General features: G+C 64.9%; 19 protein-coding genes. 6 read left to right on the top strand and 13 right to left on the bottom strand.

Going from position 1 to position 20,909, the window contains the following annotated elements; translation table 11 throughout:
• Nucleotides 1-14 precede the first annotated feature (14 nt).
• The 3 genes from dnaN to gyrB are packed head-to-tail and all read left to right on the top strand — an operon-like array spanning nucleotide 15 to nucleotide 4,652.
• On the top strand, nucleotides 15-1,118 hold the full coding sequence (gene dnaN, locus DBO85_RS10600; RefSeq protein WP_108107225.1) for a DNA polymerase III subunit beta: 1,104 nt from the start codon (nucleotides 15-17) through the stop codon (nucleotides 1,116-1,118).
• Nucleotides 1,119-1,124: 6 nt separating this feature from the next.
• On the top strand, nucleotides 1,125-2,228 hold the full coding sequence (gene recF / locus DBO85_RS10605) for a DNA replication/repair protein RecF (RefSeq protein WP_108107226.1): 1,104 nt from the start codon (nucleotides 1,125-1,127) through the stop codon (nucleotides 2,226-2,228).
• Nucleotides 2,229-2,231: 3 nt separating this feature from the next.
• Nucleotides 2,232-4,652 (top strand): DNA topoisomerase (ATP-hydrolyzing) subunit B, encoded by a 2,421-nt coding sequence (gyrB, locus tag DBO85_RS10610; protein WP_108107227.1) that lies wholly within the window; start codon nucleotides 2,232-2,234, stop codon nucleotides 4,650-4,652.
• Nucleotides 4,653-4,777: 125 nt separating this feature from the next.
• On the opposite strand, the gene DBO85_RS10615 is transcribed toward gyrB, so the two are convergent.
• The 4 genes from DBO85_RS10615 to glyQ form a co-directional block, all read right to left on the bottom strand.
• Entirely contained in the window at nucleotides 4,778-5,524 is a 747-nt protein-coding gene (locus tag DBO85_RS10615; protein ID WP_108107228.1) for a lysophospholipid acyltransferase family protein, read from the bottom strand.
• On the bottom strand, nucleotides 5,521-6,063 hold the full coding sequence (gene gmhB / locus DBO85_RS10620; RefSeq protein ID WP_108107229.1) for a D-glycero-beta-D-manno-heptose 1,7-bisphosphate 7-phosphatase: 543 nt from the start codon (nucleotides 6,061-6,063) through the stop codon (nucleotides 5,521-5,523). Before gmhB ends, DBO85_RS10615 begins: the two co-directional genes overlap by 4 nt.
• 69 nt (nucleotides 6,064-6,132) lie before the next feature.
• Nucleotides 6,133-8,187, bottom strand: coding sequence for a glycine--tRNA ligase subunit beta (glyS, locus tag DBO85_RS10625; protein WP_108107230.1), 2,055 nt, complete (start codon nucleotides 8,185-8,187; stop codon nucleotides 6,133-6,135).
• The gene (gene glyQ, locus DBO85_RS10630) at nucleotides 8,184-9,176 is read right to left on the bottom strand and encodes a glycine--tRNA ligase subunit alpha (protein WP_108107315.1); all 993 of its coding nucleotides are present in this window, start codon (nucleotides 9,174-9,176) and stop codon (nucleotides 8,184-8,186) included. Before glyQ ends, glyS begins: the two co-directional genes overlap by 4 nt.
• Before the next feature lie 217 nt (nucleotides 9,177-9,393).
• On the opposite strand from glyQ, the gene DBO85_RS10635 reads away from it, so the two are divergent.
• From DBO85_RS10635 to DBO85_RS10645, 3 genes are all read left to right on the top strand, one after another.
• The gene (locus DBO85_RS10635) at nucleotides 9,394-9,951 is read left to right on the top strand and encodes a DNA-3-methyladenine glycosylase I (RefSeq protein ID WP_108107231.1); all 558 of its coding nucleotides are present in this window, start codon (nucleotides 9,394-9,396) and stop codon (nucleotides 9,949-9,951) included.
• Between the two features lie 95 nt (nucleotides 9,952-10,046).
• Nucleotides 10,047-10,934 carry a lysophospholipid acyltransferase gene (locus DBO85_RS10640; RefSeq protein WP_108107232.1) on the top strand — a complete coding sequence of 296 codons (888 nt, stop codon included), beginning with the start codon at nucleotides 10,047-10,049 and terminating at the stop codon, nucleotides 10,932-10,934.
• A 65-nt stretch (nucleotides 10,935-10,999) separates the two neighbouring features.
• Nucleotides 11,000-11,266: a PilZ domain-containing protein gene (locus DBO85_RS10645; RefSeq protein WP_108107233.1), complete on the top strand. Its 267-nt coding sequence runs from the start codon at nucleotides 11,000-11,002 to the stop codon at nucleotides 11,264-11,266.
• A gap of 336 nt (nucleotides 11,267-11,602) precedes the next feature.
• Here the strand turns inward: DBO85_RS10645 and DBO85_RS10650 are convergent, their stop codons facing one another.
• The 9 genes from DBO85_RS10650 to trkA all read right to left on the bottom strand — a co-directional run bounded on the left by DBO85_RS10650 (nucleotide 11,603) and on the right by trkA (nucleotide 20,909).
• A complete protein-coding gene (locus DBO85_RS10650; RefSeq protein WP_108107234.1) occupies nucleotides 11,603-12,631 on the bottom strand; it encodes a Rieske 2Fe-2S domain-containing protein in 1,029 nt (342 codons plus the stop codon).
• Nucleotides 12,628-13,755, bottom strand: coding sequence for a GNAT family N-acetyltransferase (locus tag DBO85_RS10655; protein WP_108107235.1), 1,128 nt, complete (start codon nucleotides 13,753-13,755; stop codon nucleotides 12,628-12,630). Before DBO85_RS10655 ends, DBO85_RS10650 begins: the two co-directional genes overlap by 4 nt.
• Nucleotides 13,752-14,906 carry an ATP-grasp domain-containing protein gene (locus tag DBO85_RS10660; protein WP_108107236.1) on the bottom strand — a complete coding sequence of 385 codons (1,155 nt, stop codon included), beginning with the start codon at nucleotides 14,904-14,906 and terminating at the stop codon, nucleotides 13,752-13,754. Before DBO85_RS10660 ends, DBO85_RS10655 begins: the two co-directional genes overlap by 4 nt.
• Nucleotides 14,894-16,246 carry a F390 synthetase-related protein gene (locus tag DBO85_RS10665; protein ID WP_108107237.1) on the bottom strand — a complete coding sequence of 451 codons (1,353 nt, stop codon included), beginning with the start codon at nucleotides 16,244-16,246 and terminating at the stop codon, nucleotides 14,894-14,896. The genes DBO85_RS10660 and DBO85_RS10665 overlap by 13 nt, the downstream gene beginning before the upstream one ends.
• Entirely contained in the window at nucleotides 16,236-17,087 is an 852-nt protein-coding gene (locus DBO85_RS10670; RefSeq protein WP_233356592.1) for an MBL fold metallo-hydrolase, read from the bottom strand. Before DBO85_RS10670 ends, DBO85_RS10665 begins: the two co-directional genes overlap by 11 nt.
• Nucleotides 17,084-18,082 carry an NAD-dependent epimerase/dehydratase family protein gene (locus DBO85_RS10675; RefSeq protein WP_108107238.1) on the bottom strand — a complete coding sequence of 333 codons (999 nt, stop codon included), beginning with the start codon at nucleotides 18,080-18,082 and terminating at the stop codon, nucleotides 17,084-17,086. Before DBO85_RS10675 ends, DBO85_RS10670 begins: the two co-directional genes overlap by 4 nt.
• Nucleotides 18,079-19,101, bottom strand: coding sequence for a 3-oxoacyl-[acyl-carrier-protein] synthase III C-terminal domain-containing protein (locus DBO85_RS10680; RefSeq protein WP_108107239.1), 1,023 nt, complete (start codon nucleotides 19,099-19,101; stop codon nucleotides 18,079-18,081). The genes DBO85_RS10675 and DBO85_RS10680 overlap by 4 nt, the downstream gene beginning before the upstream one ends.
• 108 nt (nucleotides 19,102-19,209) lie before the next feature.
• A complete protein-coding gene (locus tag DBO85_RS10685; protein WP_108107240.1) occupies nucleotides 19,210-19,524 on the bottom strand; it encodes a tetratricopeptide repeat protein in 315 nt (104 codons plus the stop codon).
• Nucleotides 19,525-19,535: 11 nt separating this feature from the next.
• Nucleotides 19,536-20,909: a Trk system potassium transporter TrkA gene (gene trkA / locus DBO85_RS10690; RefSeq protein ID WP_108107241.1), complete on the bottom strand. Its 1,374-nt coding sequence runs from the start codon at nucleotides 20,907-20,909 to the stop codon at nucleotides 19,536-19,538.

The following is a 20,909-nucleotide window of genomic DNA, read 5'->3' on the forward strand; positions in this document are numbered from 1 at the left end:
AAAGGGACTGGACCATGCATTTCACCATTCAACGCGAAGCCTTGTTGAAACCGCTGCAACTGGTTGCCGGTGTCGTGGAGCGCCGCCAGACCCTGCCGGTTCTTTCCAACGTGCTACTGGTGGTTGACGGCCAGCAGCTGTCGCTGACCGGTACTGACCTGGAAGTCGAGCTGGTCGGCCGGGTGACCCTGGAAGATGCCGCCGAGCCGGGAGAAATCACGGTTCCGGCACGCAAGCTGATGGACATCTGCAAGAGCCTGCCCAGCGATGCGTTGATCGACATTCGTACTGATGAGCAGAAGCTGGTGGTCAAGGCAGGTCGTAGCCGCTTTACCCTTTCGACCTTGCCGGCGAATGATTTCCCGACTGTCGAGGAAGGTCCTGGTTCGCTGAATTTTGCGGTACCGCAGGGCAAGTTGCGTCGCCTGATCGAACGCACCAGCTTCGCCATGGCGCAGCAGGACGTTCGTTACTACCTCAATGGCATGCTGCTCGAGGTCAGTAGCGGGATGTTGCGCGCCGTGGCTACCGATGGCCATCGCCTGGCGATGTGTTCGCTGACCGGCGATATCCAGCAGGCCGAACGGCACCAGGTGATCGTGCCGCGCAAGGGCATCCTTGAGCTGGCTCGTCTGCTGACCGATCAGGACGCGGAAGTGCGCATTGTCCTTGGCCAGCATCATGTCCGCGCCACCACTGGTGATTTCACCTTCACCTCGAAGTTGGTCGATGGCAAGTTTCCCGACTATGAGCGTGTACTGCCGCGTGGCGGCGACAAGCTGGTAGTGGGTGATCGCCAGGCGCTGCGTGAAGCCTTCAGCCGCACCGCGATCCTTTCCAATGAAAAGTACCGCGGTATTCGTCTCCAGCTCAGTGCAGGTCTGCTGAAGATCCAGGCCAACAATCCCGAGCAGGAAGAGGCCGAGGAAGAGATCGCAGTCGACTACAACGGCGGCAACCTGGAAATTGGCTTCAATGTCAGCTATCTCCTCGATGTGCTCGGGGTGATGGGCGCTGAGCAGGTGCGTCTGACCCTTTCCGATTCCAACAGCAGTGCGCTGGTACAGGAAGCGGACAATGACGACTCGGCGTACGTCGTCATGCCGATGCGCTTGTAGTAGCCGATGTCGCTGACGCGAATCAGCGTCACCGCGGTCCGCAATCTGCACCCGGTGACGCTATACCCCTCCCCTCGCATCAATCTTCTTTACGGCGACAACGGCAGCGGCAAGACCAGCCTGCTAGAAGCCATCCATCTCCTGGGCCTGGCCCGTTCCTTTCGCAGCACGCGCCTGATGCCGGTCATTCAGCATCAGGAACTCGCCTGCACGGTATTCGGCCAGGTCCAGTCTCTCGACGGCGGAACAAGGCAGCTGGGGGTGTCCCGCGATCGGCAGGGGGAGCTGCAGATCCGTATCGACGGACAGAATGTGCGCAGTGCCGCGGAGCTTGCCGAGACACTGCCATTGCAGCTGATCAATCCCGACAGCTTTCGCTTGCTGGAAGGCTCGCCGAAGATCCGCCGGCAGTTCCTCGACTGGGGAGTGTTCCACGTGGAACAACGCTTCCTGCCGGCCTGGCAGAGGCTGCAGACAGCCCTGCGGCAGCGAAACTCATGGTTGCGCCGTGGTACACTGGACGCCGCTTCGCAGGCGGCCTGGGACAGGGAACTGAGCCTCGCCAGCGAGGAAATTGACGGTTATCGCAGAGCATATATTCAGCTGCTCAAGCCGGTTTTCGAACGAACGCTGGCGGAGCTGCTTGAGCTGCCGGATCTGACTCTCAGCTATTACCGTGGTTGGGACAAGGACCGCGGCCTCGCCGAAGTACTGCAGTCTTCCCTGTCGCGGGATCAGGCCCTGGGTCATACCCAGGCCGGCCCCCAGCGTGCGGATCTGCGGTTGCGTCTCGATGGCCACAATGCTGCGGAGATACTGTCCAGGGGGCAGCAGAAGCTGGTGGTCTGTGCGTTGAGAATAGCCCAGGGCCATCTGTTGAACGATGCCCGTCAGGGACAATGCATCTATCTGGTCGACGACCTGCCGTCCGAGCTGGATGAGCAGCATCGCCAGGCATTGTGCCGATTGCTGGAAGAATTGCGCTGCCAGGTATTCATCACCTGCGTAGACAGAGATCTATTGAAGGACGGTTGGCAAGAAGATACGCCAGTGTCGATGTTCCACGTGGAACATGGACAGATAAGCCAGAGCCAGGACCACCGGGAGTAAGGCATGAGCGACGAAAACATCTATGACTCGAACAGCATCAAGGTCCTCAAGGGACTGGATGCGGTACGCAAGCGTCCGGGCATGTACATCGGCGATACCGATGACGGCACGGGCCTGCATCACATGGTCTTCGAAGTCGTCGACAACTCCATTGACGAGGCTCTGGCGGGGCACTGCAGCGAGATCAGCATTACCATCCATACCGACGAGTCGATAACCGTGCGCGACAACGGCCGTGGTATTCCGGTCGACATGCACAAGGAAGAAGGCGTCTCTGCAGCCGAGGTCATCATGACCGTGCTGCACGCCGGTGGAAAGTTCGATGACAACAGCTACAAGGTATCGGGTGGCCTGCACGGCGTAGGTGTCTCGGTGGTCAACGCCCTTTCCAAGGAGCTGATTCTGACTATTCGCCGCAGCGGCAAGGTCTGGGAGCAGACCTATGTGCATGGCGTTCCTCAAGCACCCCTGGCGCCCGTAGGCGACACCGACGGCACCGGCACCCAGATTCATTTCAAACCGTCGGAAAACACCTTCCACAACATCCATTTCAGCTGGGACATCCTGGCGAAGCGCTTGCGCGAACTGTCCTTCCTGAACTCCGGGGTGGGTATCGTGCTCAAGGACGAACGCAGCGGGAAGGAAGAGCTGTTCAAGTACGAGGGCGGTCTGAAGGCTTTCGTCGAATATCTGAACACCAACAAGACCCCGGTGAACGAGGTTTTCCACTTCAACGTACAGCGTGAGGAAGATGGCGTTGGTGTGGAGGTGGCACTGCAGTGGAACGACAGCTTCAACGAGAACCTGCTCTGCTTCACCAACAACATCCCCCAGCGCGACGGTGGCACCCATCTGGCGGGCTTCCGCTCGGCCCTTACGCGCAACCTGAACAACTACATCGAAGCCGAAGGTCTGGCGAAGAAGTTCAAGATCGCGACCACTGGCGACGACGCCCGTGAAGGTCTGACCGCGATTATCTCGGTGAAGGTGCCTGATCCCAAGTTCAGTTCGCAGACCAAGGACAAGCTGGTCTCCTCCGAGGTCAAGACGGCGGTCGAGCAGGAGATGGGTCGCCACTTCGCCGATTTCCTGCTGGAGAACCCCAGCGAAGCTCGCGCCGTGGTTGGCAAGATGATCGACGCCGCTCGTGCTCGCGAAGCAGCGCGCAAGGCGCGCGAGATGACCCGCCGCAAGGGCGCGCTGGATATTGCCGGGTTGCCCGGCAAGCTCGCCGACTGCCAGGAAAAGGACCCCGCCCTTTCCGAACTCTACATAGTGGAGGGTGACTCCGCGGGTGGCTCGGCGAAGCAGGGTCGTAACCGCAAGACCCAGGCGATCCTGCCGCTCAAGGGCAAGATTCTCAACGTCGAGCGTGCGCGTTTCGACCGGATGATCTCCTCCCAGGAAGTCGGTACGCTGATCACCGCGCTGGGCTGTGGTATCGGTCGCGACGAGTACAACATCGACAAGCTGCGCTACCACAACATCATCATCATGACCGACGCCGACGTCGACGGTTCGCACATCCGCACCCTGCTGCTGACCTTCTTCTTCCGTCAGCTGCCGGAGCTGGTCGAGCGCGGCTACATCTATATCGCCCAGCCACCGCTGTACAAGGTCAAGAAAGGCAAGCAGGAGCAATACATCAAGGACGACGAGGCCATGGACGAGTACATGACCCAGTCGGCGCTCGAAGATGCCAGCCTGCACGTCAACGAAAGCGCTCCGGGCCTGTCCGGCACGGCGCTGGAAACCCTGGTCAACCAATACCGCACCGTGATGAAGACCCTCGCCCGTCTCTCGCGTCTGTACCCGCAGGAGCTGACCGATCACATGGTCTACCTGCCGCGGGTGACCGTCGAGCAACTGGCAGACGAAGCTGCAATGCAGCAGTGGTTGAGCGGCTTCTCGGAGCGCCTGAAGACGGGCGAGAAATCCGGTCTGGCCTACAAGGTCAGCCTGCGCGAAGACCGCGAACGCCATCTGTGGCTGCCGGAGGTCGAGTCGATCTCCCATGGCGTGTCGAGCTATGTCACCTTCAACCGTGACTTCTTTGCCAGCAACGATTACCGCACCGTCACCGACCTGGGCAATCAGATCAACAGCCTGCTCGAGGTTGGCGCTTACGTTAAGCGCGGCGAGCGTCGCAAGAACGTCAGTACCTTCCGCGAAGCGCTTGAGTGGCTATTGGCGGAAAGCACCAAACGCCACAGCATCCAGCGCTACAAGGGACTCGGTGAAATGAACCCGGATCAGCTCTGGGAAACCACCATGGACCCGGCAGTTCGCCGCATGCTCAAGGTGACGATCGAGGACGCCATCGGTGCCGACCAGATCTTCAATACCCTGATGGGCGACGCCGTGGAACCGCGACGCGAGTTCATCGAGAGCAACGCGCTGGCAGTGTCCAACCTGGACTTCTGAACAACAGCAGCGGGTCCCCGCGCGAATGCGAGAGAGACAGAAAAGCCCGACCAGTGTCGGGCTTTTTCTTTTCAGGCCATTGGCTTAGCGATGGCGTCCAGGCGTAACGGGGCTGGCTTCGGCCATCAGATCGGCGTTGCAGCGGTTTCCAGCTCGGCCACGCGGGCGTTGATCCAGGCTTCGGCACGCTGGTTGAGGTCGGCAATGGCTCTGGGTCCTTCGCCGTCGGCATACATGGGCTCACCGATGATCACGTCGATCCTGCCCGGGTACTTTGCCCAGCCCTGCTTCGGCCAGAAGCGTCCGGCGTTGTGCGCGACAGGCAGTACCGGTAGACCGGCATTGACTGCGAGCGCCGCGCCACCGCGGGAGAACTTGCCGGTCTGGCCTACCGGGATCCGCGTGCCTTCGGGAAAGATCAGTACCCAGCAGCCCTTGTCCAGACGCTGCTGGCCCAGCCGCGCGAGCTGGCGCAGTGCGGTCTTGGGATTGTCGCGGTCGATGGCGATCGGCTTGAGGGTTGCGAGCGCCCAGCCGAAGCAGGGGACGAACAACAACTCACGCTTGACCACCTGGCTCAGCGGCTCGAACAGGCCGGAAAGAAAGAAGGTTTCCCAGGTGCTCTGGTGCTTGGCCAGAATCACGCAGCGCTGGGAAGGAATGTTCTCCAGGCCATGGATTCGGTAATCGATGCCAACCACGACCTTCGCGAGCCAGATCGCCAGGCGGCACCAACTGCGTATCGCCAAGTGATAACGGCGCTCGAAGGATATGAACGGCACCAGTCCGACGGCGAAGATGCACCAGATGAGTGAGCTGGAGGACAGCAACAGGTAGAAGAGAACCGTACGCAGGCGTTGCAGCAGACTCATGAACTCGCCTTGAGAAGATGATCGGTGACGGCAGCGAGGTCTCTGAATACCTGGGTGCCTGGGGGCAGCACACCCTCGAGCGTCCGCATGCCCTTGCCGGTGCGCACCAGGTAGGGCGTGCAACCAAGCATCATTCCGGCGTGCAGGTCGCGGTGGCTATCGCCGACGACGGGCACGTCGCGCAGATCGCGCAGGTCGAAGTGCTCGGCGATGGTGCGGAACATGCCCGGTTTCGGCTTGCGGCAATCACAACCGTCCGCCGCGGCATGCGGGCAGTGCACGATCAGATCGACACGTCCGCCCTGCTCCATCGCCAGCTGCTGCAGCTTGAAGTGCATGTCGGTGAGGGTTTGGATGTCGAATAGCCCTCGCGCCAGACCGGACTGGTTGGTGGCGACCGCCACCGTCCAACCGGCCTTGCACAGGCGCGCGATGGCCTCGATGGACCCAGGAATCGGGATCCATTCGTCGGTGGATTTGACGAAGGCGTCGGAGTCTTCGTTGATCACACCGTCGCGGTCGAGAACGATCAGTTTCATCAGCGCATGCCTCGCGGGTTGCAGAGCGAACCGGCGGCCAGCGATGTTCGCCGGACGCCGGTTCTGCGGTTAGCCCAACAGGGAGATATCGGCCACACCGAGGAACAACCCACGCAGACGCGCCAGCAATGCGTAGCGATTGGCCCGCACCGAGGCGTCCTCGGCATTCACCAGCACCGCCTCGAAGAAGGCGTCGACTGGCTCACGCAGCGAAGCCAGGCACTCCAGCGTGACCCGGTAACGGCGCTCGGCCGCCAGTGGGGTGACCTTCTGGTCGGCCTGCTGGATCGCCGAGTAGAGGCTGAACTCGCACGGGCTGTCGAAGTAGTGCGGTTCCACCTGCGCGGCGACGCCACCGGCAGCCTTGTCGAGGATGTTCGACACGCGCTTGTTGGCAGCGGCCAATGCGGCGGCTTCGGGCAACTGGCGGAACGCCTGCACGGCCTGCACGCGCTGATCGAAGTCCAGCGGCGAAGCCGGGTTGACCGCACGTACGGCCTGGTAGACGGCAACGTCGACGCCTTCATCCTCGTAGCGCGCACGCAGGCGGTCGAAGATGAAATCCAGCACCTGCTGGGCCAGCCCTTCGGCCTTGACCTTGTCACCGTACTGCTTGATGGCGAAGCCGACCGCTGCGACCAAATCCAGGTCGAGCTGCTTCTCGATCAGTATGCGCAGCACGCCGAGCGCGGCGCGGCGCAGGGCGTAGGGGTCCTTGGAGCCGGTCGGCAGCATGCCGATGCCGAAGATGCCGACCAGAGTGTCGAGCTTGTCGGCCACCGCGACTGCAGCGCCGGTGAGGGTCGCAGGCAGCTCCGCACCGGCACCGCGCGGCATGTACTGCTCGTTCAGCGCCTGGGCGACATCTTCCGGCTCGCCGTCGTGCAACGCGTAGTAGTAACCGGCGATGCCCTGCATCTCCGGGAACTCGCCGACCATCTCGCTAGCCAGGTCACACTTGGAGAGCAGACCGGCACGCGTCGCGCGAGCGGCGTCGCCACCGATGCGCTGGGCGATGAAGCCGGCCAGCTCGGAAACCCGCTCGGCCTTGTTGAACACGCTGCCAAGCTGGGCCTGGAAGACCACGTTGGCCAGGCGCTCGTTGCGCTTCTCCAGGGGTTGGCGCTTGTCCTGCTTGAAGAAGAACTCGGCATCGGTGAGGCGCGGGCGCACCACCTTCTCGTTGCCGGCGACGATCTGCGCCGGATCCTTCGATTCGATGTTGGCCACGGTGATGAAGCGTGGCAGCAGCCTGCCGTTGCCGTCGAGCAGGCAGAAGTACTTCTGGTTGTCCTGCATGGTGGTGATCAGGGCTTCCTGCGGCACCTCGAGGAAGCGCTCCTCGAACGAGCAGACCAGCGGCACCGGCCACTCGACCAGCGCGCTGACCTCATCCAGCAGGGCCGGCGGGACGATGGCGCTGCCCTGCTCCGCTGCCGCGAGCTCGGCCACGCGGGCGTCGATCAGCTCGCGACGCTCGGCAAAATCGGCGATCACGTAGGCGCAGCGCAGGTCCTCGGCGTAGGCTGCAGGACTGCTGATGTGCACTTCATGGTTGGCATGGAAGCGATGACCGCGGGAGATCCGCCCGGCCGTTTGCGCGAGGATCTCGCAGTCGACCACAGCGTCACCGAAGAGCATCACCAGCCACTGGGTCGGACGGACGAATTCATCCTTGCGCGCCGCCCAGCGCATGCGCTTGGGAATCGGCAGCTCGTTCAGCGAACTCTCCACGATGCCCGGCAGCAGGCTGACGGTCGCCTGCCCGGCGATGCTCTGGCTGAACTTGAGCTTGGGACCGCTCTGATCGATCTGCGCCAGTTCCACGCCGCACTTGCGGGCGAAGCCGAGCGCAGCCTGGGTCGGCTTGCCATCCTTGTCGAACGCGGCCTGCACCGGCGGACCGTCCAGGTTGACAGTGCGATCCGGCTGCTGGCTGTCGAGTTGGCTGATCAGCACGGCCAGACGCCGCGGCGCCGCGTAGTAGCGCGCGGCTACATAATTCAGTCCGGCGGCCTTGAGGCCTTTTTCGACGCCGGCGAGGAAGGCTTCGCCAAGGCTTTTCAGGGCCTTCGGCGGCAGCTCTTCGGTGCCCAGCTCGACCAGGAAATCTTGTGCACTCATTCTGCAGCCTCCTTGTTGCTGCCCGGGACTTCGTCGGCCAGGAGGCCGGACTCGGCCAGCTTGGCCAGGACTTCGTCACGCAGTTCGGCGGTGGCCATCGGGAAGCCGAGGCGAGCACGTGCCAGCAGATAGCTCTGGGCGATGTTCCGCGCCAGGGTGCGCACGCGCAGGATGTACTGCTGACGCGCGGTCACCGAGATGGCGCGACGGGCATCGAGCAGGTTGAAACTGTGCGAGGCCTTGATGACCATTTCATAGGCCGGCAGCGGCAGCTGCAGCTCCATCAGGCGATTGGCCTCGGACTCGTAGAAGTCGAACAGATCGAAGAGCTTGTCGACGTTGGCGTGCTCGAAGTTGAAGGTGGACTGCTCCACCTCGTTCTGATGGAACACGTCGCCGTAGGTGACCTTGCCGAAGGGGCCGTCGGAGTAGACCAGGTCGTAGACCGAATCGACGCCCTGCAGGTACATCGCCAGGCGCTCCAGACCGTAGGTGATCTCGCCGGTGACCGGGTAGCACTCGACGCCACCGACCTGCTGGAAGTAGGTGAACTGGGTGACTTCCATGCCGTTGAGCCAGACTTCCCAGCCCAGGCCCCAGGCGCCCAGGGTCGGCGATTCCCAGTTGTCCTCGACGAAGCGGATGTCGTGCACCAGGGTGTCGACGCCTATGCGCCGTAGCGATTCAAGGTACAGATCCTGGATGTTTTCCGGATTGGGTTTGAGCACCACCTGGAACTGGTAGTAGTGCTGCAGGCGATTGGGGTTCTCGCCGTAGCGGCCATCGGCCGGGCGGCGCGAGGGCTGCACGTAGGCGGCGTTCCAGGTTTCGGGGCCGACGGCGCGGAGGAAGGTTGCGGTGTGGAAGGTGCCGGCACCCATCTCCATGTCGTAGGGCTGCAGGATCACGCAGCCCTGCTCTGCCCAGTAGCTCTGCAGGACGAGGATAAGGCCTTGGAAGGTGCTCACGTCGGGCTTGGTCTGGCTCAAGAATTTCACCGATATCGAGGCTTGGCATAAAGCCGGGCAGTATACCCGAACGTATCGCCGGGCGAGGCACCCGCCCGGCTCTGGCCTTGCATCGCAGGTTGGGGAGGCGCCAGGTCCGGTCGGTTCTAAGGAGGTTGCCAATATCCCTTTTGTCTGTATATGCATACAGCCTAACTGGGTATAGTGAACGGCCCCAAACCGCGCAAAGGACTTCGCCATGCCCCGCTGCTTCTGGTGTACCGATGACCCTCTCTATCAGGCCTACCACGATCAGGAATGGGGGGTGCCGTTGCGCGACCCGCAGGCGCTGTTCGAGCTGCTGCTGCTCGAAGGTTTTCAGGCCGGACTGTCCTGGTTCACAGTGCTGAAGAAGCGCGAGCGCTATCGCCAGGTGCTGTTCGGCTTCGACCCCCGGCGCCTGGCCGAACTCAGCGACGAGGAGATCGAAAACCTGATGCAGGACGCCGGCATCATCCGCAACCGTCTCAAGCTGCGTGCCAGTCGACAGAACGCTCGCGCCTGGCTGGCGATCGACGATCCTGCCGCGCTGCTGTGGTCGTTCGTCGGTGGGCAGCCGAAGATCAACCATTTCAGCGAGCGCAGCCAGATGCCGACGGTCACCGCAGAAGCCGAGGCGATGAGCAAGGCGCTGAAGAAGCGCGGCTTCACCTTCGTCGGCCCGACCATCTGCTATGCGTTCATGCAGGCGTCGGGGATGGTCATGGACCACAGCACCGATTGCGATCGCTACACCGAGCTTGCCGGGAAGCTGTGACGGACGTGCCCATATCCTGGTGAGCGGATACCCGAGTGCCCCAAGCCTGCGCTGTGCCGCTACAATGCGCGCCTTGTTTGACTGGGGAGTCGCGCGTGGAAAGGCTCAAAGGCGCTCTGATCATCGGTTTTCTGCGGCTCTTCGCCCTGTTGCCCTGGCGAATGGTGCAGGGGCTCGGTGCGGCCATCGGCTGGCTGAGCTACAAGCTGCCGAACCGCTCTCGCGAGGTCACCCGGATCAACCTGAGCCGCTGCTTTCCCGAACTGGATGAACAGCAGTTGGAGCAGCTGCTGCGTCGCAGTCTGATCAGCATCGGCATGACCCTCACCGAAAGCGCCTGCGCCTGGATCTGGCCGGCGCAGAAGACGCTCAGCCTGGTGCGCGAAGTCGAGGGTCTGGAGCATCTGCAGCGGGCTCTGGAAAGCGGCAAGGGCCTGGTGACGCTGAGCAGCCACCTGGGCAACTGGGAAGTGCTGTTGCATTACCTGGGCCTGCACTGCAAGGCAGCGATTCTCTATCGCCCGATCAAGATGAAGGCCGTCGACGAGCTGCTGCAGAAGCAGCGGGTGCAGATGGGCAACGAGGTGGTGCCTTCCACGCCTGCCGGCATCCTTTCGCTGATCAAGAAGGTCCGCCGTGGCGGCGTCGCCGGCATCGCGGTCGACCCCGAGCCGGCGCTGGCCAATGGCGTGTTCGTGCCCTTCTGCGGCGTGCCTGCGCTGACCAGCAAGTTCGCTACTTCGCTGCTCAAGGGGCACAAGGCCGTGGGCGTATTTCTGCATGCGGTGCGTCTGCCTGACGGCAGCGGCTATCGGGTGATCGTCGAGCCGGCACCGGAAGCGATGTACGCCGAAGATGACGAGCAGGCGGTCGCGGCGATGGTTCAGGTGCTGGAGCGACAAGTGCGCGCCAATCCCGAGCAATACATGTGGAACATGAAGCGCTTCAAGAGGCGCCCGCCCGGCGAAGCCAAATGGTATTGATGGCGCTTCGCCATGTCTGTAGCTTGGCGCCATCTACCCGGCAGAGAACAACAACAAGGTCGATCATGGAAAACAAGCGCGAAAGTCCTCGCACGCCGTTCAAGGTGCGCATCCGCATCGACCATCCGCAGCACGGCAAGATGCTGGTTCACACGCGGGACATCTCCGACACCGGTGTGTTCGTGATTCTCGACGACGCGCAGAATCTGCTGCAGATCGGCGAGGTGGTCAGTGGCCAGGTCCAGGATCTGCCAATAGAGGCGCCCGTGGTGCAGATGGAAGTGGTGCGCTTCGAAGCCAAGGGCATGGGACTGCGCTTTCAGCGCGACTGACTGCAGGCATTGATCCGGTCCGAGTGGCCTGAAACATCCCTCAGCCGTCTCCCGGCGGAAGAGGCAAGTGCCTTGGCACCCTCGAAGCTCCTTGCGGCTGCATGTGGCACTACAACCGTTCGTACAGCTTTCCTTCCCCTTCCGGGAGAAGTAAAAACCCGCCCCTGTTTGCGAATCGAACGTTGTGCCGATGGCGGACCTCGACAGCCCTTCTCCCTGCGCGAGAAGGTGGCGCGCAGCGCCGGATGAGGGATGCAGCGGATGGCAGGGTGATCGGTATGCCGCATATTGCGGGAATCCAGGGAGGCGACGAAATCCGTCTACCGGACTGGGAGCTCAAAGCTCCAGCTCCTGACGGCTGGCGACGAATTCCCCCAGCCTGCCCTGCTCCAGCAACTGACGAATCGACGGACCGAGCAGGTCCTGGCGGCCGTCCAGCGGGCGGGTCGGGCCCCAGTCGGCGGGGCTGTCGGCGAAGCGGGCGTGATTGCTGCTCAGCGCTTCGAGAATCTGCTTGTCCTGCCCCAGCACCACGCCGAACAGCGGTCGCAGCGCCAGACGCTTGAACCATCCCGGCAACAGGCCGCGGCGTGTGGCGACGCGGGCGATGACCTGCAGCTGGCCATGCTGCGCGGGTACCAGCCAGGCGCTGATCTGCAGGTTCAGCCGTCCGGCACGGTCGCGGTATTCGATTTCCGCCAGCCCGGGCAGGCGAAAGCGCCCGAAGCTCTCGCCGCGGCTACCCTCCAGCAGGCGCGACACCAGCCCGGCCTGCTTGCCCTCCTCGCTGTAGCGCGCCTCGACGCCGTCCTCGAGCGCGCGAACCTCGGCGATCACCCGCTGCCTTTGCGCGTCCCGACGAATCCAGCCGGCATGCACGAAGTGGGTGTGGAAGGCATCGAGGAAGTTTTCCGCCGCCTCCTGCAGGCTGCAGCGCACCTGATCGTGAACCCAGAACAGGTCCAGCGTGCCTGCCGTCCGCGTCGGCCCGCAGGGCGCTGAGCCGGCGTCGCCGGCACTGCGAACCCACACCAGTCCATGTGCCTCGCAGCTCTGCAGGGCTTGCAGCAGCGGTGTCCCACTGCGGCAGTCGAGACTGCCTGGTGCCCGCGTGCAGTGCCCGGCGGCATCGAAGCGCCAGCCGTGGTAAGGGCACTCGATATTGCCATCACGTACGCAACCCTGGCTCAGCGGTGCAAGGCGATGTGGGCAACGGTCCGGCAGCGCAGCCGGGTTGCCATCGGCGGCGCGGAACAGCACCAGGGGTCGGCCGTGCAGCACTCGCGCCAGCGGCTTGCGCGTGCCGAGCTGGAGGCTGGTTGCCAGCGGCCACCAGTTGGCCAACGGTTCGTCAATCGGACTCATAGCTTGAGCAGCCTCATCAGCGGCACGCCTATGCCCTGCAGCAGCCCTGCGAGCAGGCGCCAGACCAGGCGCTGGCGCAGCGGCAGATGGGTGATCTGCACCATGCTGTACTCGATCTGCGGTTCGCCGCCGCGCAGGCGCTTGAAGTGCGCGGCGCCGGAACTGAAGTTGAGCAGCATGCGCCGGTCGGCCGCCTCCTCCAGGCACAGTCGGGTCAGTTGGCGATACAGGCCGGCGCGTTGTGGCAGCGCCGTGTCGTAGCCGACGATGGGTGCACTCAGCACGCTGTCACTGGCGAACCAGCCGGCCACTCCGTCGATCCGTCCGCAGGCGCTACGCAGCACGCGCAGCTCAAGCCAGCCATCGGCGACGCCCTGGCGCAACCAGGCGGCGCTGTAGTGCGGATTGAGCGGCGAGTACTTGTCCAGATAGAGCAGGTTGTAGAGCTGTTCCAGACGCTCGAATTCATCCGCCTTGAGCGCGTCGCCGTTCTCGACCTGATAGCCGCTGCGGCGCAGCAGACGGGCGTCATGCCGGCAGTTCTGATGCTGCAGATAGGCGCTCTCTGCGCCGTTACGGCCATCGAACAGGTAGACCTGACGGCTTGGTACGGCCAGATAGCCCAGCTCACTCAGCCTGGTCAGCAGCTCGCCATTGCTCTGCGGGTTCAGCGAGCGGAAGCCGAACGCGTGCTCGGGAAAGCGGCTGCGCAGCAGCTCGGTCAGCTCGCCGAGTTGCTCGCCGCGCCAGTCGCCGGGGTAGAGATTGGTCGACAGCAGCCAGTTGTTGACCTGCACGATGCGCTCGATCCGGGCCCCGGCCAGCAGCCGCTCCACTGCACCCACCAGGGGCCGCAGCAGGGCTGCCAGCCAGGGGCGCTGCAGACGCTGCAGTTCGTCGCGGGCGTAGCCGCTGTAGGCGGTCAGTGGTGAAACCACGTAGCAGTTGTCCTGTCGTTCGCCACCCTGGTTGAGCGAGACCGGCATCTGCCAGCGGCCGAGATCGAGCAGCAGCAACTGCGTCTGCAGATTGCCGATGCCACGCTCGGCATGGCCGCGCACATAGCGCGCGGCGGGACTGTCGAACGCCGCCAGGCGCGGATCGTCGGCCGCCAGCAATCTCATGCGTGCGGCCCGTCCAGCGCCTGGCCGTCCCACTCGATATCCGCGGTCGAGGCGGCGAGCAGTCCGCGTCGGCGCGTCAGGGCGCGGCCGGCGATCTCGCCGATGCCGAGCAGTTGCGCCCACAGCGGACCCAGGTCGCCGTCACGCAGGATGACGTCACGGCCGAGGCGATAGTCTCGCCAGAAGTCTGACGAGAACAGCTGGCGCGGCGCGGCCACCAGCAGCATTGCCAGCGCGACCATGCGTGGCGCCGGACTGGCCTGCAGCGGTTCACCCGATCCTTCGACGAGTGCTGCAAGCAGCTGCTGCGGCTGGTCGTCGAACAAGTGGATGCCGCTGGTGGCGCGCGGGTTGCACTCGAGCACCTGGAAGCGGCCATCGGGCTGCTCGATGAAGTCGAAGCCGACCTGCCCGGTGTAGCCGGTGGCGCGGCCGAAGGCTTCGAGGAAAGCCAATACGGCGGCGGGGCGGGTCGGACTGAAGTAGATGCCCGAGCCGCGTCCGACGCGGTAGCGTGGCTGGTAGCAGGCGTGGGCGCGCAGCTCGCCATCCACCAGCACGCTGAAGCTGCAGTGTTCCTGGCCGGCGACGAAGCGCTGGGCGATCCAGGGTTGCAGCGCTGTCGGTCGCAGCGCACGGACCTGCGCCGCGGACGGGCGAATCAGGGTGCGCGAGGCAAAGCGCGAGTAGGCCGGCTTGAACACCCAGGCCCGGCTGTCCGCGGCCAGCGCCTCGGCCTGCGGCTGATCCTTCAGCAGTAGTGTCTGCGGCGCCTCGACCGGCCAACCCTGGGTCAGTTCGGCAAAGCGCCCCTTGTGATGCAGCTGGTGCAGCAGCGCGAAATCACTGGTCAGGATCCGGCACAGTGGCGTCAGCTGCTCCAGGCCATGGGCCAGGTAGAAGACCTCCTCGCAGGTCGGCAGCAGCAGATCGATCTGCCGTTCGCGGATCAGGTTGGCCAGCGCCTCGATCCAGACCTGTGGATTGCTGCGCGGTTCGGGCAGGCGGACGAACGCCTGTACCGCGCGACTGGCGCGGGCCAGCGGCCAGGCCAGCGAGTCGGCGACCGTCACCTGATGGCCGCTGGCGGCGCAGGCGCGTGCCCACTCCAGGCAGGCCGGGGCGCGGGCGCCGAGGATCAGGACGTGCATGCAGGCTCCTGCGGACGCTGCTCGAGCAACAGCCTGCGGCGTTTGGCGCCGGTTTCAGGTGCCTGCCACGGGCCGAACTGCAGCTGTGCCGGGCGTACGCGCTGCTGTTCGAACAGGCTGCCCAGCGCCTGTTCGATGGCCGGCCGTTGTCGCTCCGGGTCGTCTGCCAGCAGGCCCAGCTGCCAGGTCATGCCCTGTTGACGGATGCTCCACTCGCGGATCTCCGCGGCAGCGGTGGTCAGCGCGCGGCGCACCAGATCCGGATACAGCGGACGCAGTTCGCCGCCGTCCAGCGCCGGCAGCCAGAGCACTTCGTCGGCGCGGCCCTCGATCGCCTCGATGGTTCTTTCCACCCGGCCGCATGGGCACGGCTGCGGCGCCAGGCGCAGCACATCGTTGAGGCGATAGCGGACGATGGTCTGGGTGGTCCGGGAGAAGTCGGTGATCACCGGCTGGAAGCGCCGCTGCTCGGCGTCGAGCCACTCGGCTTCGATATGCAGATGGCTTTCGTTCAGGTGCAGATTGCCCTGCTCGCAGCTGTAGCCGAGGAAGCCCTCGCTGGCCTGGTAGATCTGCGCCGGGCGACGGCCGAAGGCCTGTTCGATAAGGTCGGCGTCGGCTGGTTCGAGCACTTCGGCGACCGATACCAGGTGCCTGGGGGCAATGCGCAGGCGTCCGGCCAGCTTCGCCTCGGCCAGGCCGCGCAGCACGGTGGCCGGTGCCACCAGCACGTCCGGTTGCTGGCGCTCGAGCGTCGGCAGCGCAGCGTCGACGCCGAGCAACAGATCGTGGAAGGCAAAATCGATCCGGCGGCTGGCCAGCGTGGTGTAGAGACGGCTGTTGGCGCGCAGGAAGAACGCGATGCGCAGCGGCGCCTGCCAGGGCAGCAGATGCCTGAGCAATGTGCGTGGCAAGGTGTGGGCGAGCAGGGTTCCGGCCCAGCGTTCGCGCTCCTCGGCGCTGACCAGAAAGACCCCGCGATGGCCGGAGGTGCCGCTGGACAGGCCGACGGTGAACTCCCCCAGCAGCGGTGCGAAATCGCGCGACTGTTCGGCGCGCAGTGCGACATCGAGCGCAGGCTGCAGCTCGATGCCCCGGGTGTTGCAGGCGGCGAACTGCGCCATCAGCAACGGCTTGTCCATGTGCGGCAGCTGCTCCAGGGGCGTTCCGGCCAGGTCGTGAAAACGCGGCGCGCGCGGCAGCACCTCGCGCAGGAAGCGCTGCAGCTGGCGCCGCTGCCAGGCTTCCAGCTGCGCACGGCTGCGAAAGCGCAGGCACCAGCGACTGTGGACGAAGCTGGCCGCCATTCGGGCCAGGCTGCGCAACCGTTCAAGTGCCATGCTGGAAGTCCTCCCGCGCCGCACTGCAGTGCGACGGCAATATCGCCAGCGCCGGCTCGCGCAGGCTCAGGGCGCCGAGCGCGGCGAAGGTTCTGCGGTAGGCCTGGTGATCGGCACTGCTGAACCAGAGCGTCGGCGCTGGCGGCAGACGGCCCTCGCGACAGGCCGGCAGGGAGTAGCAGGCATCTGCCGCCAGTAGCACCGGGCGACCATCGGCATCGGCGATGTACAGGCCGAGCTGGCCGGTGCTGTGCCCCGGTAGCGGCACGCCGAGCAGGCTGCCGTCGGCGAACAGGTCCAGGCCGCTTTCAAAGGGTGCCATCCAGGCTGGCAACGGTCGCGTCGGGCAGTCGTCTGCGTGTTGCAGACGAGTGAGAAAATCCTCCGGCAGCAGGCCCGGCAACTGGCCGCCGAGGGTCGCCCGCCAGCGCTTGCCGCGCAGTCCCAGCAGCGCCTCGCTGTCGGCGCGCAGGGCGATATAGCGTGCCCGCGGAAAGTCGCGCAGGCCGGCGACATGGTCACCGTGATAGTGGGAAACGATGATGTGGCCGATGTCGTCGGCGCTCAGTCCGCGCGCGGCGAGCTGCGTCAGCAGGCAGTCCTCGGCCGGTAGCTGGACCGGCAGCATGCTGCGGTAGAGTCGCTCGGGAAGGCGCTCGGTGGCGCCGAAGAACTGCTCGGAGTAGCCCGTGTCGTAGAGCATCCAGCCATGTTGCGGGTGTTGCAGCAGGCCGCAGTAGGATGGGAAATCCACCCTTGCCAGGCGCGCGCCGCGCGCCGCCATGCATTCCAGATGGCGGCACCAGCCCACCCGCAGCCACTCGAAGCGCACCGCGCTCACGGGTTCTGCTCCAGCCACCAGCGCGCGTGGCGCTGGATACCCTCGTCCAGGCTGACCCCTGGCTGCCAGCCAAGCTCGTCGCGAATCGCGCGGGTATCCAGCGTCTGGCTGAAGGCAAGCACGCCTGCGCTATAACGCGTCAGTAGCGGTTCGGCGCCAGAGCTCAGGCGCGCCCGGGCCTCGAGCACGCGGGCGACGGCAGACACCAGCGGCCAGGGCAGACGCCGTGTGCGCAACGGCAGCACGAAGGCCTCGGCAACCCGTGCGAGCAGGTGATCGAGGCGGATCGGCTCGCCGTTGCTCAGGTTGTAGAGGTTGTGGCGGCGCGGCAGTGGGCGTGTCAGGCCAAGCCAGATGGCATCGACCAGGTTGTCGATATAGGTCAGGTCGAGCTCGGCTTTGCCGCCGCGCATCAGCGGAATCGCGCCACGGCGCATAACGCGCAGCATGCGTGGCATCAGGGTAGCGTCCCAGGGGCCGAAGATCGCCCGCGGACGCAGCACCAGAGTCTGGCCAAGGTCCGCCTGTTGCAGCAGCACTTCCGCCTCGCCCTTGGTCTGCGCGTAGAGGTTGACCGGTGCCGGCAAGGGCTCTTCCTCGCGAATGCCCAGCCGATCGCGGAAATCGAAGTACAGACTCGGGGTCGACAGGTGAACCAGACGGGTCACGCCTTGCGCGCGGCAGGCCTCGATCACCTCGCGGGTCGAGTCGAGGTTCGCCTGGCGAAAGGCTTCGGCGCGGCCCCAGGGCGCGGACAGCGCCGCGCAGTGAACCAGAGCATCGGCACCCTCGGCGGCCTGCAGCAGGCGCGCAGCGGCGTCATCGACGCCATGTTCGAGCGGCACGAAGCGCATGGGCGCCGCCGCCAGGCGCAGCACCTCGTTCGCCGCGGCCTGGTTGCGGCCGCAGAAGATCACTTCGCAGCCCTCCGCCGCCAGGCGCCAGGCGACATGGCGGCCGACGAAACCGGTGCCGCCAGTGACCAGCACCTTCATCCCTGCAGCTCCAGCAGCATGCCGCCGAGAGAAAGACCGGCACCGGTACCGAGCAGCAGCAGCCGCTGGCCCGGCTGGATGCGTCCGTCGCGCCGGGCGATGTCCAGCGCCGTGGGCAGCGAGGCCGCGACCTGGTTACCATGCTCGGCGAAGATGTCGATCACCCTGTCCGCGGCAAAACCGAGGCGCCGGCTCAGGTGATCCATGGCCAGGCGGCTGGCCTGGTGCGGCACCACCCAGTCGATCTGCTCGCGGTGCAGTTGTGCGTCGCTCAACAACTCCTCGAGAAAGCCCGGCAGGTGCGTCGACGCCAGGCGATACACCGCCTTGCCCTGCATGGCGAAGTGGGTCAGCGGCAGAAAACCCTCCGCGACCCGCGAGGGATGGTGACGCGATCCTCCGGCAGGAATCTGGCAGAACCTGGCGCCTTCGGAATAGGTGCGCAGCTTTGAGGCGAGGATGCGTACACCCTGGCCGCTGCCGTCGGCGCCGAGCACTACGGCAGCGGCGCCGTCGCCGAAGATCGCCGCGCTTTCCAGCTGCTGCCAGTCCAGCCCGCAGGAGGCGATGTCGGCGCAGACCAGCAGCACCCGCTGGTAGCGTCCGGCGGCGAGCGGCCAGGACAGCTGGTCGAGGGCGGCGATGAAGCCCAGGCAGCTGGCGTTGATGTCGAAGGCGGGAATGCCACTGGCACCCAGGCCGAGTTCGCGATGAATCAGCGCGGCGTTGCAGGGCATGCCCTGATCCATGGTGCCGCTGGCGGCAACCACGCAGTCGAGCTGGGCGGCGTTCAAACCTGCGGCCTCGAGGGCCGCTTGCGCAGCGCGCGCGGCCAGGCTGGCGGCGGTTTCGTCCGCGTTGGCGAAGGCGCGACTGCGTACACCGCCGATGCGCTCGACGGTACCTGTCGCAAGACCCAGCCGAAGGTCGAGTTCAGCACTGGACAGGCGCTGTTGCGGTAATGCGTGACCGCTGCCGAGCAGGGCCAGGCGGCGTTGGAGAGAAGCGTTGATCAACATGCACAATCCATTGTTCAGACAGCGATTTCATCGATCATGATGAACCAGTCGGGGTCGGCGCGCCTACCGCGCCGCTGACCGGGCGCGCGCATTTTGTTGCCGGCTGCGTCAGCTTTGACGCTGCAGCCGCCGCAGAAAGACGGACATTTCCTTTTCCGCCTGTTTGTCACCCTTGTGCTGCGCCGAACGCATGCCCTGCTCCCAGGCCTGGGCTGCGCCGGCCGTGTCGCCGCTATCCAGCAGGGCCTTGCCAAGCAGTTTCCAGGCGGCGGAATAGCCAGGATCCAGCGCCACGCAGCGCTGCAGATGCTGCACGGCTTGCGCCGCATCGGCAGCATCCAGATAGGCCTTGCCCAGACCGAAGCGCAACAGGCTGTTGTCGATGCCCTTGGCGAGCATGGCTTCCAGCGCGGCGGGTGTCATTGCGAAGTCCTCTAGAAGAAGGTCAGGCCGACCTGGAACAGCCGCTCGACATCGCGGATGTACTTCTTGTCGACCAGGAACAGGATCACGTGGTCGCCGGATTCGATGATGGTGTCGTCATGCGCGATCAGCACCTCCTCGTCGCGAATCACTGCGCCAATGGTGGTGCCCGGCGGCAGGGCGATGTCCTCGATCATCCGCCCGACCACCTTGCTCGACTTGGCATCGCCATGGGCAATGGCCTCGATCGCCTCGGCCGCACCCCGGCGCAGGGAGTGCACGCTGACGATGTCGCCGCGGCGCACGTGGGTCAGCAGGGTGCCGATGGTCGCCAGCTGCGGGCTGATGGCGATGTCGATCTCGCCGCCCTGGACCAGGTCGACATAGGCCGGGTTGTTGATCAGCGTCATCACCTTGCGTGCGCCCAGACGCTTGGCCAGCAGCGACGACATGATGTTGGCTTCGTCGTCGTTGGTCAGGGCAAGGAAGATGTCCGCCTCGCTGATGTTCTCCTCGACCAGCAGATCTTTGTCCGAGGCGCTGCCCTGCAGCACCACGGTGCTGTCCAGCGCCTCGGACAGGTAGCGGCAGCGGGACGGATTGCGTTCGATGATCTTCACCTGATAGCGGCTTTCGATGGCTTCGGCCAGGCGCTCGCCGATGTGCCCGCCACCGGCGATGACCACCCGCTTGTAGCTGTCCTCGAGCCGGCGCAGCTCGCTCATCACCGCGCGGATATGCGCCTTGGCGGCAATGAAGAAGACTTCGTCGTCGGCTTCGATCACCGTATCGCCCTGCGGCATGATCGGCCGATTGCGGCGGAAGATCGCCGCTACCCGGGTGTCGACGTTGGGCATGTGCTGGCGCAGCTGCTTGAGCTGCTGGCCGACCAGCGGGCCACCATAATAGGCACGCACCGCAACCAGCTGTGCCTTGCCCTCGGCGAAGTCGATCACCTGCAGCGCGCCGGGGTGTTCGATCAGGCGCTTGATGTAGTTGGTCACCACCTGTTCGGGGCTGATCAGTACGTCGACCGGAATCGCCTCGTTGTCGAACAGGCCGGAGCGGGTCAGGTAGGCCGACTCGCGCACCCGGGCGATCTTGGTCGGGGTATGGAACAGGGTGTAGGCGACCTGGCAGGCGACCATGTTGGTCTCGTCGCTGTTGGTCACCGCCACCAGCATGTCGGCGTCGTCGGCGCCGGCCTGGCGCAGCACGGTCGGAAACGAGCCGCGACCGACCACGGTGCGGATGTCCAGGCGGTCGCCCAGGTCGCGCAGGCGGTCGGCGTCGGTGTCCACCACGGTGATGTCATTGGCCTCGCCGGAGAGGTGTTCGGCAAGGGTTCCGCCGACCTGGCCGGCGCCGAGAATGATGATTTTCAC

Origin of the sequence: Pseudomonas mangrovi (assembly GCF_003052585.1) — a bacterium.
GTDB classification, from domain to species: Bacteria; Pseudomonadota; Gammaproteobacteria; order Pseudomonadales; family Pseudomonadaceae; genus Aquipseudomonas; species Aquipseudomonas mangrovi.

Coding starts and splice junctions, on each gene's coding strand:
- dnaN (WP_108107225.1), top strand. CDS start 15: ATGCATTTCACCATTCAACGCGAAGCCTTGTTGAAACCGCTGCAACTG.
- recF (WP_108107226.1), top strand. CDS start 1,125: ATGTCGCTGACGCGAATCAGCGTCACCGCGGTCCGCAATCTGCACCCG.
- gyrB (WP_108107227.1), top strand. CDS start 2,232: ATGAGCGACGAAAACATCTATGACTCGAACAGCATCAAGGTCCTCAAG.
- DBO85_RS10615 (WP_108107228.1), bottom strand. CDS start 5,524: ATGAGTCTGCTGCAACGCCTGCGTACGGTTCTCTTCTACCTGTTGCTG.
- gmhB (WP_108107229.1), bottom strand. CDS start 6,063: ATGAAACTGATCGTTCTCGACCGCGACGGTGTGATCAACGAAGACTCC.
- glyS (WP_108107230.1), bottom strand. CDS start 8,187: ATGAGTGCACAAGATTTCCTGGTCGAGCTGGGCACCGAAGAGCTGCCG.
- DBO85_RS10635 (WP_108107231.1), top strand. CDS start 9,394: ATGCCCCGCTGCTTCTGGTGTACCGATGACCCTCTCTATCAGGCCTAC.
- DBO85_RS10645 (WP_108107233.1), top strand. CDS start 11,000: ATGGAAAACAAGCGCGAAAGTCCTCGCACGCCGTTCAAGGTGCGCATC.
- DBO85_RS10650 (WP_108107234.1), bottom strand. CDS start 12,631: ATGAGTCCGATTGACGAACCGTTGGCCAACTGGTGGCCGCTGGCAACC.
- DBO85_RS10655 (WP_108107235.1), bottom strand. CDS start 13,755: ATGAGATTGCTGGCGGCCGACGATCCGCGCCTGGCGGCGTTCGACAGT.
- DBO85_RS10660 (WP_108107236.1), bottom strand. CDS start 14,906: ATGCACGTCCTGATCCTCGGCGCCCGCGCCCCGGCCTGCCTGGAGTGG.
- DBO85_RS10665 (WP_108107237.1), bottom strand. CDS start 16,246: ATGGCACTTGAACGGTTGCGCAGCCTGGCCCGAATGGCGGCCAGCTTC.
- DBO85_RS10675 (WP_108107238.1), bottom strand. CDS start 18,082: ATGAAGGTGCTGGTCACTGGCGGCACCGGTTTCGTCGGCCGCCATGTC.
- DBO85_RS10680 (WP_108107239.1), bottom strand. CDS start 19,101: ATGTTGATCAACGCTTCTCTCCAACGCCGCCTGGCCCTGCTCGGCAGC.
- DBO85_RS10685 (WP_108107240.1), bottom strand. CDS start 19,524: ATGACACCCGCCGCGCTGGAAGCCATGCTCGCCAAGGGCATCGACAAC.